We start from the raw sequence: 13,246 nt of genomic DNA, 5'->3' as shown, positions 1-13,246 counted from the left end.
TCCTTGGGTGGGCCCTGCACCGCGCGCCATTGGCGGATGTGGCGCTGCAGCGTGCGCACCATGCCATCGGGGAAGCGCTGTGGGTGATCGTCCTGGAGCTTGCGTAGCAGCGTGACGGCCATCAGCTTCGGCGCGTTCTTGAGCAGCGGAACGACCTCCGTCTCCCAAACATCAGCGAATGGATCAGGCCTGGAGCGCCAGTAGCGCCGCGGGTTCTGCGAGGGCAGCGTCGCCGCGCTCTCGATGCGTCGCGCGCTGCGCTCGCTGATGCCGGCCTTGGCTGCAGCCAACTCCTGGGACTTCTTCTTGCGGGTGTTCATGTAGAGGCGTACCTGCTGATCGGTGATTCGGGAACCTGACACGGGGCCGACCTCTTCTTGAGACCTGAACCCGCGATCGTGAACCCCCACCAAACCGGCGCCGCCGGTGGCTCGTCGTCTACGGCGGCTACGCCGCCTTCGACTCCTCACCACCGGCCATCACGCTTGTCGTTCGACCGGCCAAGATGATTGTCGCGCCCCACGCACTACTTCCATGTCCGCTGACCCACATCCCGCTCTGCGCAACCCAGGTGTTCAGACGCCAGTCGAGGGAAGCACTTTGTCTGGGCATGCAGCGCGACACCAGGTAGTGCTCCTTCTCGACATCGACGACGTGCTGTGCCTGAACAAGCCGTACGGTGGCTACGACGTGGCGCTTGCGCTTTCGCGCAAAGACGAGGACGCGGATAGTGGAGCGCGCGACCTCTGGGAGCAGCTCTTTGACGCCAATGCATGCGCGTACCTGCGCCGGCTCCACGACGAGTTCGCTCCGTTCTACGTGCTCTCGACGTCATGGTGGTGGATTCTCGATGACGACAAGCTACGAGAAGTTCTGGTCCGTGCTGGTCCCGGCTTCGTTGTCGACAACTTGCATGCGGACCTGGCAACACCAAAAGGCGCACTACCCGGCATAAGGTGGGATGAAATCAATGCGTGGTTGGCAGCGCACCCGGAATTTGCTGACAAATGGGTGGTGCTCGATGACCACCTTTCGGGCACTGGACTAGCTGCCGGCCAGCCGGAAGAGCACATGCCATTCATAGTGCTGTGCGCGGAAGGTGTCGGGCTGTCCGAGCGCGAATACCTGCAGCTCCGTACGGCGTTTCAGCTGCGCTCGGCGCAGCATGGAGGCTCAAATCATGACGATACCGAGTGAGCGCACAAGAGCGGTTGTCGAAACGCGAAGATTCCTGAAGAAATTGGCCGCAGGGCGGATGCAGGAATCGCCCGAGCAGCTTCAACACTACGCCACAGCACTACTGCGGCACTACCCGAGCCACTCGGATTTGTACCTGACAGCAATCGCACTGCCGGGATGGTGGGCACCGCCCGAAGAGCCTCGACAATGACCGGCCTCGCCAGCACTAGCGGCCCACGTGGACGCGACGAATTGGTGCTCTATCTCGACTACGACGGGGTTGTTCACCACGAAGATGTTTGGTGGCACCCAAGACGCGGACCATACATCAAGGCCCCCGGGTGCTACCCGCTCTTTCAGCACACTCAGATGCTTGTCGATGTTCTCGAGCCGTATCCGAACCTGAAGATTGTCCTGTCGACATCGTGGGTACGGCACTACACGTATTCCAAAGCCGCCAAGCGGCTCTCCCCATCACTCCAACAACGGGTCATTGGAGCAACGTATCACAGCGAGATGCACGAGGCCAGCTTCGCGGCGACCCCGCGAGGCTTGCAAATCTGGGCTGACGTCCTTCGGCGAAGGCCGAGGGACTGGCTTGCCCTCGATGATGACGATTTGCATTGGCCGGCGTGGTGTCGAGAAAAATTGGTCCGCACCCACGACGAGCTCGGCATCAGCGAGCCCGCCGTTCTTGCGGAATTGATGACAAAGCTTCGCACGATGCACGCTGCCGGCGGCCGCGCTCCATGCGCTCAAAACTTTCCAAACTCTTCGGGAGGTACTGAATGACGACGCCATCTGAGCGGACTCGGGCTGTCTTAGAGACGAGAAGATTCCTGAGCCAACTTGCGGAAGGAAGCCTCACAAACTCCTCTCAAGAATATTTGAAGCGCGCCGCCGAGGCACTCCTTCGGCACTATCCTGATGCGAGCCATCTGGCCCATAGCGCGCAGGCAACTCCATTGTTCTGGGCAGACCCAGACGCTCCTCGTCCCTGACGCGCGCCCAAACGCGCTGACAATGAGACCCGAACTGCTCCCAATTTCGCGGCTCCTGGCACGTGTGCTGCGTCACAAGCCCGACCTGTGGAAAATCAGGCTGGATGCAAGCGGCTGGTGCGATGTCGACGTCTTGCTAGCAGGGGCTGTGCGCAATGGATGCGCCATCACGCGCGAACAGCTTCAGGAAATTGTCGCCACTAACGACAAGAGGCGGTTCACCATGGCCGCCGACGGCCGGCGCATTCGGGCGGCACAGGGACACTCCGTGGAGGTTGACCTCAAGCTCAGCACGAGAGTGCCACCGCCGGTTCTGTATCACGGCACTGTCCGCAAAAACCTTGCCGCGATTCGACGAGAAGGGTTGCGGCCGATGTCACGGCACGCTGTTCATCTGTCTGCAACGAAAGAAGCGGCAGTCGCTGTTGGCAGCAGACGAGGCGTGGCCGTCGTCTTGATTGTCGACAGCTATGCGATGAATCGTGCCGGGCTCGAGTTTCAGCAAACTGAGAACGGTGTTTGGCTAACAGCCGCGGTGCCGACCAAGTACCTGAATGTCAGCCGCTTCCCGAGCGAGTCGGCCAGCTTGCCGGCAGGCAAGTCAAGTAGTCTGAAGCCATTCACGCAATCGGAGCACGAACAGATTGCCAAGACCGCCCCCAAGAAGAGAGGCAAAGTCATCGACTCCCTGGTGTCCGACGGAGGAACCCCTCCCCCAAACGGAGTCCAACGCCACGCAACCAAGGATGAGTGAGATGCCCGCGCCTCCAGTCTCAAAAGAAGCGCTTGTCAACATCGACCCGGCGGTCATGGGCGAGCGCCCAGTGTTTGTCGGCACGCGCGTCCCGATTGACATCGTCCTCGCCTGTATCGATGCAGGCGATGCGGCGGCGCGACTGCAGGCGACATATCCGTTCTTGACGCTTGAGCACATCGCTGCCGCCAGGGAATGGATTGAATGCAATGGACTAACGCCACGGTCGCGGCCTGCCTTGCGCGAGACTGCATCTGAAAATTATTCCGCGCCTAGCGACTTGCGGTCGTTGCCTCTCCTCTTCGACAACGCCTTCGCACAGGCCGCCAAGCTGCGTCGGTCACGCGAATCGGTTCGGCAAAAAGAGCCCGGAGTTCGGTGTGAAATCTATGTCCAAGCAAAGTCGGGCGAGACCATCCTCGGCAGCATGTCGCCGCCGCTAGGAATCCCGTCGAGCACTTTCGATGTTTTCAGCCATTGGGAAGGAACGGAGAAGCAGACGATGCCGACCCTGCTACAGACACCCAAGCTCAAGTCGCCGTGGGACCAACGCCTCAAGTGCATAGCCGCTATGGCGGGGGAATCTGTCATGGAGACCTTTCCCTCGCTGGCGGGCGGTCAATGGACCAATGCCCGGTTGACCATGCCAGACCTCGATGAGTCTGTCGAGAAGGAAACCGTCACCGTCGCCATCGACACGGCCGCATGGGTCGCCACCCTCAACTCGACAAGCCCCGCGCGCGAAGTCGCGGAACTCGCGGTGCCATGTGACCTGCGCCAACAGAGCGTCTGCGTCCTGCTCGTCGAGATGTCGTCAAGATTGCTGCTCGGCAGGTCGGGTTGGGCGGCGTGAGGGTCTTCTTCGACACCGAGTTCACGGGCCTGACCGACGACGCCGACCTGATATCAATCGGTCTTATCGATGAATCAGGTCTGCGTACGTTCTACGCCGAGGTGACGGGCATCGAGCCTGCAGAGTGCAGCCCATTCTGTCAGGCAAACGTCCTTCCATTGCTCGATGGCGGCAGCGTCGCCCTCCCGCTCCACCAGCTCCACCAACTCCGGGCCGACCTGGGCGCACGGCTATCTGAGCTCGGCCCCTCAAGCCTTGTCTGCGACTCTCCTCGCGACGCTATGCAGCTTTCCCGCTTGTTCCCAGATGGGTTGCCTGGCGACTGTTCGGTAAGCGTTCTTGGCCTCTGGGGGAGCATGCGCCGGCGCCTGCTCAATGTTGGACGGCGATTGCATCGACGGAACGGACTGCGCGTGCACCACGCGCTCGATGACGCCAAGGTAAACCGAATGGTCCTCCTCTGCTCACAGTGGCGGCCGCATGACGCAAGTCGACGAATTTTACGTCAGGCACCTGGAGGAGGCGCCGCCGGAGACAGTCCTGGCGATTGCAACAACGCTTCGTACACCGCGAGGTCCTCGTCCGAGAAACAGCAGAAAACTACCTCCTCGAATTCATCATCGGCTGCTACATACGCCCGGACCTGGGAGACAGCAATGCGCGCGGCCTGTTTGAACGGATAACGATAGATGCCGGTGCTGATGCAGGGAAACGCGATGGACCTGGCGCCGACCAATGTCGCGAGCTCCAGCGCACGGCGATAGCACGAGGCCAGCAGTTCGGGCTCATTCTGCCGCCCACCCTGCCACACAGGCCCAACCGCGTGCACGACATGCTTCGCTGGCAGCAGAAACCCCTTCGTCAGCTTCGCTTTGCCGGCAGGGCAGCCACCCAATGCTCGGCACGCCTCGAGCAACTCGGGCCCGGCAGCACGGTGAATGGCACCGTCGACGCCGCCCCCGCCCAGCAGTTTCGAGTTTGCGGCGTTGACGATGACGTCGACTTGCAACGTCGTGATGTCAGCCTTGATTGCACGCAGCTTCGCAGCCATTGCTCTTCCCCTCCTGGGATTCTTTCGGCGCACTCTGTCGCCATTGGAGGAATATGATGGCCGAGCGCGCCCGGCGCAACCGGGCGTTTGCACCACCTGCGGGTGAGCCAAGAATCGGGCGCTATGCATGTACTGGCGTGCAGTCGTCTGTAGGCATTCAAGCGGCGTCTCATCGGCGCCGTTTGTCTTGCAGTTCCAGAAGGCGGGCCGCTTGATTTCGGCCGATAGCGGCTCCAGATGTTCGCGGTTTAACTCAATTCCTCGGTCTAAACCGTAAACTCCTCGAGGGTCTTGCCAGAGGCGACCAGGTCCTTGAGCCACATGGGCCGAGGTCCCATGCCTGCCCAAGTCTTGCCGCTCGCCGGGTCCGCATACTGCGTTCTCGCGCGACGCTTCAGCACGCCCTTTGGGACTCTGGTAGAGGCCGGCTTTGCCTTGGCTGGGCCCCTTTTCACCAGGAAGTCCTCGAGCGACTTGCCCGCTTCCAGTTCCGCGCGCAACCACGCAGGGCGAGGCCCCATTCCTCCCCAGACTTGTCCCTGCGCATTGGCATACTTGGCTTTGCCAGCACCCGAAGCCTTGCCGGGATTCTTCACGATGGCACGCCGCGACGCGGAACCGAGGCCGAGTTGCTCGGCCGTGATGCCGTACTCGGCGATTGCGACTTTGATGCGGTTAATGACCCCGCTCATCTCTTGCATACGCAGCTTTTCTGCCTCGCGTTGCAGAGTCTGAATTTGCTTTTGAACTAGCAGGTACGTTTGAGCCATGACTTTCTCCTTTAGTGTCACCATATGCCCGACTGTATCCTTTGATACTGACTAACCTTGTCAATGTGCACAAGCAGCAGACAGACTCCGTATCGGCGTCCTTTGGCGAGAAGTGAGGCCCGGCGCATCCGGAAGTCCTGCAGAGCATTGCAGTCCTTGAAGGCGCTTGATGAGCAACGGACGGTAAGCGTCTGCCCGGCGCGGAATGCGGAGTGGGACCAGATATTGCGAGCTGGCGCAAGATTGACTGCTGTAGGAGAAAGCGATGCAGTACGTCTTCAATGTGTTCGGTCGAATCGTCGCTATCGAACGGGTTGACGACCGATGGTCCTGCTCTTTGATGGGTACGGATGGCAAGCGCCGGCCGATGGAGCTTGCCGTTCCCGACGAGGTCACTCGTGAGGAACTTGCGCAGTACCTCTATGACGTCTATCACGAGAGCGCGACGCCGACCAACGGTGACGTCCTGGAGATAGGCCAAGGATGATTGGAAATCGGGAGACGTCGCTACATGGCCAACTTCGGCATTCGCCGCGACCGTCCAGTTTGCGAACAACCTGAGGTCAGGGAATTCGCCGGCCGACTACAGTCGGCCAAATTCGGTCCTCCAGACTCGCCTCAGAAATGCACGGACACACAGAGCCTTGCCGTGCTCCTAGCGGATTTATACGCAGTCAGGCGTGTTCTTGTTCCAGCAGACCGCTGGCTGTGCTGGCCTTCAAGTGGTCGATGAACCACCTGGCAGCGGGCCCAGGGGACGTTGAAGCTTGGTGGACTGCGGATATCGTCAACATGAAGCCGCTCGGCGGCATGCCCTCGACGTCGAGAACAACCAACCTGCCGGCAGCGATGTCGTTTTCGACCATGTGAAGGGGCATGCTTCCCCACCCTACACCGTCCTTGAGGAATGCGTGTTTGGTCGAGAGGTCCGCGAGACGCCAGGTCGAGGGCGACATGACCCCATAGTCTTGGCCTTCCATCAAGTTCGACCGGTCCGTCAGGACGAGTTGCACGTGCCTGGCCAAAGTCCGCTTGGGAATTCGATGTCCCACATCCGCCAAAGGATGGCTCGCCGCGGCCACTGTGACCAGCACCAGTTCACCGATGCGCTCGTTCACAAGCGATGGAAATGCGACCGGCAGCGCCGCCAGAATCCCAAGACTGCAACGCTCATCCAGCACCGGCTGATACCCCGCGCCCAGTCCCTCTACGAAGAGGCGTAGTGGCGTCAACGGAAACTGGCTTGCGAATGCTTTGGCGGCTGCGGCGACGACAGCGGTCGGGAAGAACACATCGACCACTACCGAAAGTTCCGCCTCGAGCCCTGACGCCATGAGTTTGGCACGGGCCTTGAGCGTGTCCACCCCGGAGACGATATTGCGGGCGTCCGCCAGCAGCAGCACGCCCTCCGCGGTGAGCTTCGGAAATCGGCCCGAACGGTCAAAGAGCACGACCCCTATCTGCTCTTCGAGCCCGCCGACCCACCCGCTCACAGCGGATTGAACGCGCTTGAGCTTCCTGGCCGCCGCGGAAAAACTGCCTTCGTCCGCGGCCGCGATGAAGGTCCTAAGCTGGTCCAGGGAAACACCGTCAAGCATCGAAGATTCCTTCCATCCCAAAAACAGATGGTTTACATCTCAATATACCGTCTATTCAGGATGGGAGATGCCCGGCACAGTCAGGTCCATCGAGTCATCTCAACCCAAGACAACCGACGACATCCAGTCGGCTTTCGTCGCAGTGACGGTGAGTTCGAAAGTAGCCACGCAGTTCAACCCTTCACCGCCTAGAGGCACCCCATGCAACTCCTTCATCTCGATTCCAGCGTATTCGGCACGGCATCCGTCAGTCGCCAGCTCTCCGCCGAACTCGTTGCGCGACAACGAGCATTGCACCCAGGCATCCGCGTAGTCTCTCGCGACCTGTCCGCCGACCCGGCTTTGCACCTGTCGGGCGCTCACATGGCTGCCTTCCAGGGCGCAGCCACAGACGACACAACCATCACCGCCGATTTACTCAAAGGCAACGCCTACATGGACGAGCTCTTCGCATCGGACGTCCTGGTCATCGGTGCGCCGATGTATAACCTGTCGATTCCCACGCCGCTGAAGGCTTGGATTGACCGCATCGCCGTGGCAGGCAAGACCTTCCGCTACACAGCCGCCGGCCCGGAAGGCCTGGTGAAGAACAAGAAGGCCTTCATTGCATCGTCGCGCGGCGGTGTGTATTCGGCTGGGAGCCCGGGCGCCGCGTTCGAGCACCAGGAGAGCTACCTCCTCGGCCTGTTGGCGTTCCTGGGGATGACCGACGTGACGGTGGTGCGCGCGGAGGGCCTCGCGTCTAGCGCCGAGGCCAAAGAGGCCGCCGTGGCACGAGCACTCGAAAACATCGCCGAAATCACGGTCTAAGTCACCCAGTCCCCCTCCAAAAAACTCATCTCATTCGAGCATTTCTCATGACCTACTCCATCATCGGCTCCGGCAATGTCGGCGCCTCCGTGGCCAAGCAGTTCGTCCGCAGTGGCATCGCCGTGAACATCGCCAACACGCGTGGTCCCGAATCCATCGCGGCGATGGCCGAGGAGCTCGGCAGCAAGGTCGTTCCCGTGACCCTGCAAGACGCACTCAAAGCCGACGTGGTCATCTTAGCGGTCCCGTTCCGTGCGCACACCGCCGTCGCCGGTGGTCTGACGAACTGGTCCGGCAAGGTCGTCGTCGACGCGATGAACACCTACGGCGTCTCGGCGGAGGAACTGAATGGGCGGGCCTCCACCGAAGTGGTGGCGTCTGCCTTCTCCGGTGCGAAGTTGGTCAAGACCTTCAACCAGTTGCCGGCGAAGCTGCTTGCGAAGGACCCCGCCGAAAGCGGCGGGCGGCGCGTCATGTTTGTGTCGAGCAATGACCAAGGTGCCGAGGCCTCGATTGCCAAGCTGGTCGGCGAGCTGGGCTTTGCCCCTGTCTCGCTCGGGAACATCAACGAAGGCGGCGCTCTGATTGACATGGGGGGGCCGCTCATTCTTCAGAACCTAATCAAGCAAAGCTGACGCGGGACTTTTTCCCGCCCCGGCGGGCTTACCTTAGCCATCTGAACATTCCATGACCTACGCCATCATCGGTACCGGCGACGTCGCAGCGAGCCTCGCACGCAGGTTCGCGCGCATCGGCATTGCCGCGTGTATCGCGAATACCCCAGGCCCCGAGTCCGTTGCCGAATCTCATCCAGTACGGACATCACGGCGATGCGATGCCGATGTTCACTTGGACTTTGTATCGACCTCGCGCAGGACATCGACGAAGGCGCGCAGACCCGCCGGCACGTGCCGATGGCCAGGGTAGTACAAGGCCAGGCGGCCAAGGGGCGGCGTCCAGTCTCGCAGCACAGGCAGGAGTCGCCCGGACCGGACTTCCTTGCGGACTGACCACTCATTGATGTAGACCAGGCCGAGGCCTGCGAGGGCGGCCTCAAGACGCAAGAGGTTGTTGTCGAGCGTTAGAGGTCCATCGACGTCAAGAGAAATCTGGTCGCTATGCTTGCTGAATTCCCAACGCCAGAGCGAACCGCTTGGGAGACGATTGCGGATGCACTGATGGGATTGGAGGTCGTGAGGCGTACGCGGAATCTCTCGGCCCTTGAAGTAACTTGGCGAGCCCACTACTGCAAATCCTTGCTCCGGGCCAAAGGGAGCCGCCACCATGTCCTGAGGCACGGAGTTGCTCAGCCGCACGCCGGCGTCGAATCCCTCTGCCACGATATCGATGAGCCGCCCCTGCGTGACCATGTCAACACGCATGTCCGGATAGCGCTTGAGGTATTCGCGCACGTAGGTACCCAGAACCTGGTGCGCAGCAGTTTCTGACGTATTGATGCGCAGCGTTCCGGCCGGGGTTGGGCTGAGCGCGGTCGTCGAATCAATTGCGCCTTCGATTTCCTTCAATGCCGGAGCGACGCGGGCAAGAAAACCCCGCCCTGCTTCAGACAGGGAGACGCTGCGCGTAGTCCGATGGAACAGTCGGACGCCCATCCGCTCCTCAAGGGCCGAGACCGCGTGACTGATGGCCGAAGGCGAAAGTCCGAGTTCGGCTGCAGCAGCTCTGAAGTTGTTGTGCGAAGCAACGGCGACTACGGCCTGCAGGGCGGATAGTTCAGTGCGCTTCATGAAAGCTATGCGGGGCGGTGGTATCTATTGATGAATACGTTGCATCGTGGTATGCACCATTGTGCTCCTTATCAAATCAATGCTCGCCCCCTACTATTCCGCTCCATATCCATAAGGCGATTGCTCATGTCACGTATCACATCCCCCTTCGGGTTCCATTCGACCGCCAGCGAAGTGCTTCGCGGCGTGGACCTTTCCAGAAAGCGCGCCATCGTTACAGGTGGTGCGTCAGGCATTGGTTTGGAAACTACGCGGGCTTTGGTGAATGCCGGCGCGGAGGTGACGCTTGCCGTCCGGCGCCCAGAGGCCGTCGAGGAAATTGCGCGTGAACTCCGTGCCTCCCACAGGGGTGATGTTCGCGTCGCGGCATTGGATTTGGTCGACCTCGACTCTGTGCGCCGTTTCGCCGAGCAGTGGAGCGGAGCGCTTCACATCCTCGTGAACAACGCCGGTGTCATGGCGATTCCGGAACTGCAGACCACAGCGCAAGGTTGGGAGACGCAGTTTGCCACCAACTTCCTGGGGCACTTTGCCTTGACCCACGGCTTGCACGACGCGCTCAAGCAAGCTGGGGGTGCGCGAATCGTCTCACTCAGTTCAAGCGCGCAACTGCTCGGGCCGGTGGTCTTCGACGACCTGCACTTCAGATTCCGTCCGTACGAGCCGTTTGCTGCCTACGCCCAGGCCAAGACCGCTTGCGTGTTGATGGCCGTGGAAGCAACCCACCGTTGGCGGCACGAGGGCATTCTCGCCAACGCCGTTCATCCTGGCGCCATTGCTACCAACCTCCAGAAGCACACGGGCGGCCTCAAGACTCCCCCCGAACGCAGGAAGACCCCCGAGCAGGGCGCCGCGACGTCTGTGCTTCTGGCCGCATCGCCGCTACTGGAGGGCGTAGGCGGCCGCTACTTCGAGGACTGCAACGAGGCAATGGTCGTGGAGCGCCGCCCAGTTGACTTCACTGGGGTCGCGCCTTATGCCGTCGATGCGGGTAACGCGGGTCGTTTGTGGGAGATTGCGAGTCAGCTTGTAGGAGTGCAAGCATGAGTTCGCCTTCTCGGTCCGATGCTCGTTTGCGAACAAGGCGAATGCGATACGAGCCTCAGGCCGAGTCAGGGCGGCAACAGAGCCCGCCGGGCGGCTGCGACAAGTTGCTTGGTCAAGCCATCGAGTAGCGCGGAGGCCGCACGGGCATGCTGCCAGTGCAGAGGGACGTCCAGTGGCGCTTTCCGTACCAGTTCGACAAGCGACCCGTCTTTCAAGTGCGGAGCAACCAACGCCTGCGGGTGGAGGCCCCACCCCATGCCGGCCAAGGTCGCCGTCACGAACGCCTGGGTCGACGGGAGGATGTGGCGCGGTAGCTCGACGTGCCGATGGCAAAGGCGTTGTGCCCACTGGGCTTGCAACTCATCCTTTGCGTTGAACACGAGGCTGGGTGCGCGGGCCAGACTACCCGCTCCGACGCCGTCGGCAAAATGACGGGCCATGAATTCCGGACTGGCAGCGGGCAAATAGCGCATCGAGCCCAATGGCCGGCTGTTGCATCCGGCGGGGGCACGGCTGCTGCCGGTCACGGCGGCCAGCACCGCGCCACTGCGCAGCCATTCTGCCGTGTGGTCTTGGTCATCCACGGCTATCTCCATGAGCACCGGCGCTGCTGCCGCGAACTCAGCAACGGCTGGAGCAAACCATGTCGCCAGACTATCGGCATTGACCGCGACGGGTAGGGGCACCCGTGCAATCCCCTCCGGCGCCAGCGCTGGAACGGCTCCTTCGAGGTCTTGCTCCAGCAGGCGAACCCGGTCCACATGCTGGCAGAGGCGGCGGCCAACTTCCGTAGCGCGGCAGGGCTGCCCACGCACTACCAGCGCGCAACCGATACGGTCCTCCAGCAGCCTAATGCGCTGTGAGATGGCCGAAGGCGTCACGTTCAGGGCGCGGGCTGCGCGCTCGAAGCTTCCTTCTCGCACGACTGCGGAAAGAGCGGAGAGCGCTGAATAGTCCAACATCAAGTAAGGTTTGCTAAAGCTGCCTTAGGAAAGATAGTTTGCCTTCATCCGTTCATGCGGGCAAGCTCCACCCATGCAGCACTCAGACTCCGCCTCGCTGGCCTTGCCGGTTTTCATCCAGGGTTTGGCCCTCAGTCTGGGGCTCATCATTGCCATTGGCGCTCAGAATGCCTTCGTCCTGCGCCAAGGGCTGCGCCGCGAGCATGTGGGAACCATTGTGTTGTTCTGCGCGGTAGCTGACGGGGTGCTTATCGCCGCGGGCGTCTTGGGCATGGCGCAGGCCTTGGGTGAGCGTCCCGGGCTGGCACGAGCGCTTGCACTGGCCGGCTCCGTTTTCTTGGCAGTCTATGGAGTGCAGGCGCTCCGCCGCGCACGCCATCCGCATCAACTGCGGGCGGCGGAAGGGAACACGGCCATTGGCCGGGGTGCGGCTATGGCGCAGGCCGCTGCCTTCACGCTGCTGAACCCCCATGTCTACCTGGACACCGTGCTCTTGGTGGGCAGCATCGGCGCGCAGCAACCCGGAACCCTACGTGGGTGGTTCGTCGCAGGCGCAGGCACGGCCAGCGTGCTCTGGTTTGGGCTTCTGGGCTATGGCGCGCGCTGGCTCGCACCTTGGTTCGCTCGGCCGCGAGCATGGCAGATGCTGGACGGTTTGATTAGCCTGACCATGCTGGTGTTGGCGGCGCTTTTGGCAGGTCGGGTCTTCGCGGGCTTCTGACCTCCGCGTTCAACGATTCTGTGGAATGACATGTACGTTTCCAAGCATCACCAACTGACAAATCAAGAAGCCATCTTCACGCTTATGCAGTCACATCCCCTTGGAGCATGGGTTTGCCAGGCCGGCGGCGCCCTCATCGCCAACCATGTTCCCTTCTTGCTGGACAAAAGCAGAGGCGCGTTCGGCACCCTGATTGGCCACGTCTCTCGAGCCAACGGCATTTGGCGCGAACTGAGCAGCGATGCCTCATCGCTGGTGATGTTCCAAGGACCGCAGGCATACATCACGCCGGGCTGGTACCCCGGCAAGAAGGAGCATGGGATGGTCGTGCCCACATGGAACTATGCGGTCGTTCATGCGCACGGTATTGCGCGCGCTGTTCAGGAACGCAGTTGGCTACTGGATATGTTGAATCGGCTCATTGACGCTCATGAGGTGAGGCAGGAGGCGCCGTGGCGGCTCTCCGAAGCCCCCGCTTCATACGTCGACAAGCTGCTTGGCGCCATCGTGGGAATTGAGATTTCGATTGAGAGACTTGAAGGAAAACTCAAGGCCAGCCAAGACGAGGCCATGCAGGACAGGCGCGGCACAGTAGCGGCTTTGCAAAAAAGCCCGCGCGAGGAAGAACGAGTGATGGCAAATCTTGTGATGACGGCCATAGACGCCGAGCCACCCGGTGGACATTGAGCGTGCGTTCGACGCGCACGCCGCAAACGACGCTCGGCAAGGGCCTCGAATGGCTGCTCCCGAGC

Annotated in this window: 18 protein-coding genes and 1 pseudogene; 13 read left to right on the top strand and 6 right to left on the bottom strand. The window is 61.4% G+C overall.

All coding sequences use genetic code 11. The annotated features are described in order from the left end of the window. Window positions 1-362: pseudogene (locus tag ACSFBL_RS21035) on the bottom strand (IS21 family transposase); the annotation flags it as partial. A gap of 268 nt (window positions 363-630) precedes the next feature. On the opposite strand from ACSFBL_RS21035, the gene ACSFBL_RS21030 reads away from it, so the two are divergent. The 6 genes from ACSFBL_RS21030 to ACSFBL_RS21005 are packed head-to-tail and all read left to right on the top strand — an operon-like array spanning window position 631 to window position 3,787. Continuing rightward, complete coding sequence (locus ACSFBL_RS21030; RefSeq protein WP_435517751.1) at window positions 631-1,197, top strand: HAD domain-containing protein; 567 nt, start codon at window positions 631-633, stop codon at window positions 1,195-1,197. Beyond that, window positions 1,166-1,390, top strand: a complete 225-nt coding sequence (locus tag ACSFBL_RS21025) for a BPSL0761 family protein (RefSeq protein ID WP_435517750.1) — start codon at window positions 1,166-1,168, stop codon at window positions 1,388-1,390. Before ACSFBL_RS21030 ends, ACSFBL_RS21025 begins: the two co-directional genes overlap by 32 nt. Continuing rightward, window positions 1,387-1,971: an HAD domain-containing protein gene (locus ACSFBL_RS21020; RefSeq protein WP_435517749.1), complete on the top strand. Its 585-nt coding sequence runs from the start codon at window positions 1,387-1,389 to the stop codon at window positions 1,969-1,971. Before ACSFBL_RS21025 ends, ACSFBL_RS21020 begins: the two co-directional genes overlap by 4 nt. After that, a complete protein-coding gene (locus tag ACSFBL_RS21015) occupies window positions 1,968-2,180 on the top strand; it encodes a BPSL0761 family protein (RefSeq protein WP_435517748.1) in 213 nt (70 codons plus the stop codon). The genes ACSFBL_RS21020 and ACSFBL_RS21015 overlap by 4 nt, the downstream gene beginning before the upstream one ends. Before the next feature lie 22 nt (window positions 2,181-2,202). Further along, a complete protein-coding gene (locus tag ACSFBL_RS21010; RefSeq protein ID WP_435517747.1) occupies window positions 2,203-2,934 on the top strand; it encodes an RNA 2'-phosphotransferase in 732 nt (243 codons plus the stop codon). 1 nt (window position 2,935) lies between these two features. Continuing rightward, the gene (locus ACSFBL_RS21005) at window positions 2,936-3,787 is read left to right on the top strand and encodes a DUF433 domain-containing protein (protein ID WP_435517746.1); all 852 of its coding nucleotides are present in this window, start codon (window positions 2,936-2,938) and stop codon (window positions 3,785-3,787) included. A gap of 505 nt (window positions 3,788-4,292) precedes the next feature. Here ACSFBL_RS21005 and ACSFBL_RS21000 read toward each other — a convergent pair. Both ACSFBL_RS21000 and ACSFBL_RS20995 read right to left on the bottom strand, forming a co-directional pair. Further along, window positions 4,293-4,838 (bottom strand): O-acetyl-ADP-ribose deacetylase, encoded by a 546-nt coding sequence (locus ACSFBL_RS21000; protein WP_435517745.1) that lies wholly within the window; start codon window positions 4,836-4,838, stop codon window positions 4,293-4,295. A gap of 266 nt (window positions 4,839-5,104) precedes the next feature. Then, window positions 5,105-5,608, bottom strand: a complete 504-nt coding sequence (locus ACSFBL_RS20995) for an H-NS family nucleoid-associated regulatory protein (protein WP_435517744.1) — start codon at window positions 5,606-5,608, stop codon at window positions 5,105-5,107. A gap of 265 nt (window positions 5,609-5,873) precedes the next feature. On the opposite strand from ACSFBL_RS20995, the gene ACSFBL_RS20990 reads away from it, so the two are divergent. Next, window positions 5,874-6,095: a DUF7661 family protein gene (locus tag ACSFBL_RS20990; protein ID WP_435517743.1), complete on the top strand. Its 222-nt coding sequence runs from the start codon at window positions 5,874-5,876 to the stop codon at window positions 6,093-6,095. Between the two features lie 187 nt (window positions 6,096-6,282). Here the strand turns inward: ACSFBL_RS20990 and ACSFBL_RS20985 are convergent, their stop codons facing one another. Then, on the bottom strand, window positions 6,283-7,206 hold the full coding sequence (locus ACSFBL_RS20985) for a LysR family transcriptional regulator (RefSeq protein ID WP_435517742.1): 924 nt from the start codon (window positions 7,204-7,206) through the stop codon (window positions 6,283-6,285). 201 nt (window positions 7,207-7,407) lie between these two features. Here ACSFBL_RS20985 and ACSFBL_RS20980 point away from each other — a divergent pair, with 201 nt between their 5' ends. The 3 genes from ACSFBL_RS20980 to ACSFBL_RS20970 are packed head-to-tail and all read left to right on the top strand — an operon-like array spanning window position 7,408 to window position 8,943. Beyond that, window positions 7,408-8,016, top strand: a complete 609-nt coding sequence (locus ACSFBL_RS20980) for an FMN-dependent NADH-azoreductase (protein WP_435517741.1) — start codon at window positions 7,408-7,410, stop codon at window positions 8,014-8,016. Between the two features lie 47 nt (window positions 8,017-8,063). Next, a complete protein-coding gene (locus ACSFBL_RS20975; RefSeq protein WP_435517740.1) occupies window positions 8,064-8,651 on the top strand; it encodes an NADPH-dependent F420 reductase in 588 nt (195 codons plus the stop codon). A 52-nt stretch (window positions 8,652-8,703) separates the two neighbouring features. Beyond that, complete coding sequence (locus tag ACSFBL_RS20970; RefSeq protein ID WP_435517739.1) at window positions 8,704-8,943, top strand: NAD(P)-binding domain-containing protein; 240 nt, start codon at window positions 8,704-8,706, stop codon at window positions 8,941-8,943. On the opposite strand, the gene ACSFBL_RS20965 is transcribed toward ACSFBL_RS20970, so the two are convergent. Further along, a complete protein-coding gene (locus ACSFBL_RS20965; protein WP_435517738.1) occupies window positions 8,862-9,764 on the bottom strand; it encodes a LysR family transcriptional regulator in 903 nt (300 codons plus the stop codon). The genes ACSFBL_RS20970 and ACSFBL_RS20965 overlap by 82 nt on opposite strands. A 126-nt stretch (window positions 9,765-9,890) precedes the next feature. Here ACSFBL_RS20965 and ACSFBL_RS20960 point away from each other — a divergent pair, with 126 nt between their 5' ends. Continuing rightward, a complete protein-coding gene (locus tag ACSFBL_RS20960) occupies window positions 9,891-10,811 on the top strand; it encodes an SDR family NAD(P)-dependent oxidoreductase (protein ID WP_435517737.1) in 921 nt (306 codons plus the stop codon). A gap of 65 nt (window positions 10,812-10,876) precedes the next feature. Here ACSFBL_RS20960 and ACSFBL_RS20955 read toward each other — a convergent pair whose 3' ends face one another. Next, window positions 10,877-11,773, bottom strand: a complete 897-nt coding sequence (locus ACSFBL_RS20955; protein WP_435517763.1) for a LysR family transcriptional regulator ArgP — start codon at window positions 11,771-11,773, stop codon at window positions 10,877-10,879. Window positions 11,774-11,846: 73 nt separating this feature from the next. Between ACSFBL_RS20955 and ACSFBL_RS20950 the strand changes: the two genes are divergently transcribed. After that, complete coding sequence (locus ACSFBL_RS20950) at window positions 11,847-12,494, top strand: LysE/ArgO family amino acid transporter (protein ID WP_435517736.1); 648 nt, start codon at window positions 11,847-11,849, stop codon at window positions 12,492-12,494. Window positions 12,495-12,524: 30 nt separating this feature from the next. Continuing rightward, window positions 12,525-13,181, top strand: a complete 657-nt coding sequence (locus ACSFBL_RS20945; RefSeq protein WP_435517735.1) for an FMN-binding negative transcriptional regulator — start codon at window positions 12,525-12,527, stop codon at window positions 13,179-13,181. The last annotated feature ends 65 nt before the right edge of the window (window positions 13,182-13,246 follow it).

Origin of the sequence: Variovorax glacialis, from assembly GCF_051216375.1 — a bacterium.
GTDB lineage: Bacteria > Pseudomonadota > Gammaproteobacteria > Burkholderiales > Burkholderiaceae_C > Variovorax.
The sequence above is the reverse complement of the archived record's forward strand: the minus strand, read 5'-3'. Positions and strand labels throughout refer to the sequence as shown.

Excerpts from the sequence above, each read along its gene's own strand:
- ACSFBL_RS21025 (WP_435517750.1), top strand. The coding sequence starts at position 1,166 with ATGGAGGCTCAAATCATGACGATACCGAGTGAGCGCACAAGAGCGGTT.
- ACSFBL_RS21020 (WP_435517749.1), top strand. The coding sequence starts at position 1,387 with ATGACCGGCCTCGCCAGCACTAGCGGCCCACGTGGACGCGACGAATTG.
- ACSFBL_RS21015 (WP_435517748.1), top strand. The coding sequence starts at position 1,968 with ATGACGACGCCATCTGAGCGGACTCGGGCTGTCTTAGAGACGAGAAGA.
- ACSFBL_RS21010 (WP_435517747.1), top strand. The coding sequence starts at position 2,203 with ATGAGACCCGAACTGCTCCCAATTTCGCGGCTCCTGGCACGTGTGCTG.
- ACSFBL_RS21005 (WP_435517746.1), top strand. The coding sequence starts at position 2,936 with ATGCCCGCGCCTCCAGTCTCAAAAGAAGCGCTTGTCAACATCGACCCG.
- ACSFBL_RS21000 (WP_435517745.1), bottom strand. The coding sequence starts at position 4,838 with ATGGCTGCGAAGCTGCGTGCAATCAAGGCTGACATCACGACGTTGCAA.
- ACSFBL_RS20995 (WP_435517744.1), bottom strand. The coding sequence starts at position 5,608 with ATGGCTCAAACGTACCTGCTAGTTCAAAAGCAAATTCAGACTCTGCAA.
- ACSFBL_RS20990 (WP_435517743.1), top strand. The coding sequence starts at position 5,874 with ATGCAGTACGTCTTCAATGTGTTCGGTCGAATCGTCGCTATCGAACGG.
- ACSFBL_RS20985 (WP_435517742.1), bottom strand. The coding sequence starts at position 7,206 with ATGCTTGACGGTGTTTCCCTGGACCAGCTTAGGACCTTCATCGCGGCC.
- ACSFBL_RS20980 (WP_435517741.1), top strand. The coding sequence starts at position 7,408 with ATGCAACTCCTTCATCTCGATTCCAGCGTATTCGGCACGGCATCCGTC.
- ACSFBL_RS20975 (WP_435517740.1), top strand. The coding sequence starts at position 8,064 with ATGACCTACTCCATCATCGGCTCCGGCAATGTCGGCGCCTCCGTGGCC.
- ACSFBL_RS20970 (WP_435517739.1), top strand. The coding sequence starts at position 8,704 with ATGACCTACGCCATCATCGGTACCGGCGACGTCGCAGCGAGCCTCGCA.
- ACSFBL_RS20965 (WP_435517738.1), bottom strand. The coding sequence starts at position 9,764 with ATGAAGCGCACTGAACTATCCGCCCTGCAGGCCGTAGTCGCCGTTGCT.
- ACSFBL_RS20960 (WP_435517737.1), top strand. The coding sequence starts at position 9,891 with ATGTCACGTATCACATCCCCCTTCGGGTTCCATTCGACCGCCAGCGAA.
- ACSFBL_RS20955 (WP_435517763.1), bottom strand. The coding sequence starts at position 11,773 with ATGTTGGACTATTCAGCGCTCTCCGCTCTTTCCGCAGTCGTGCGAGAA.
- ACSFBL_RS20950 (WP_435517736.1), top strand. The coding sequence starts at position 11,847 with ATGCAGCACTCAGACTCCGCCTCGCTGGCCTTGCCGGTTTTCATCCAG.
- ACSFBL_RS20945 (WP_435517735.1), top strand. The coding sequence starts at position 12,525 with ATGTACGTTTCCAAGCATCACCAACTGACAAATCAAGAAGCCATCTTC.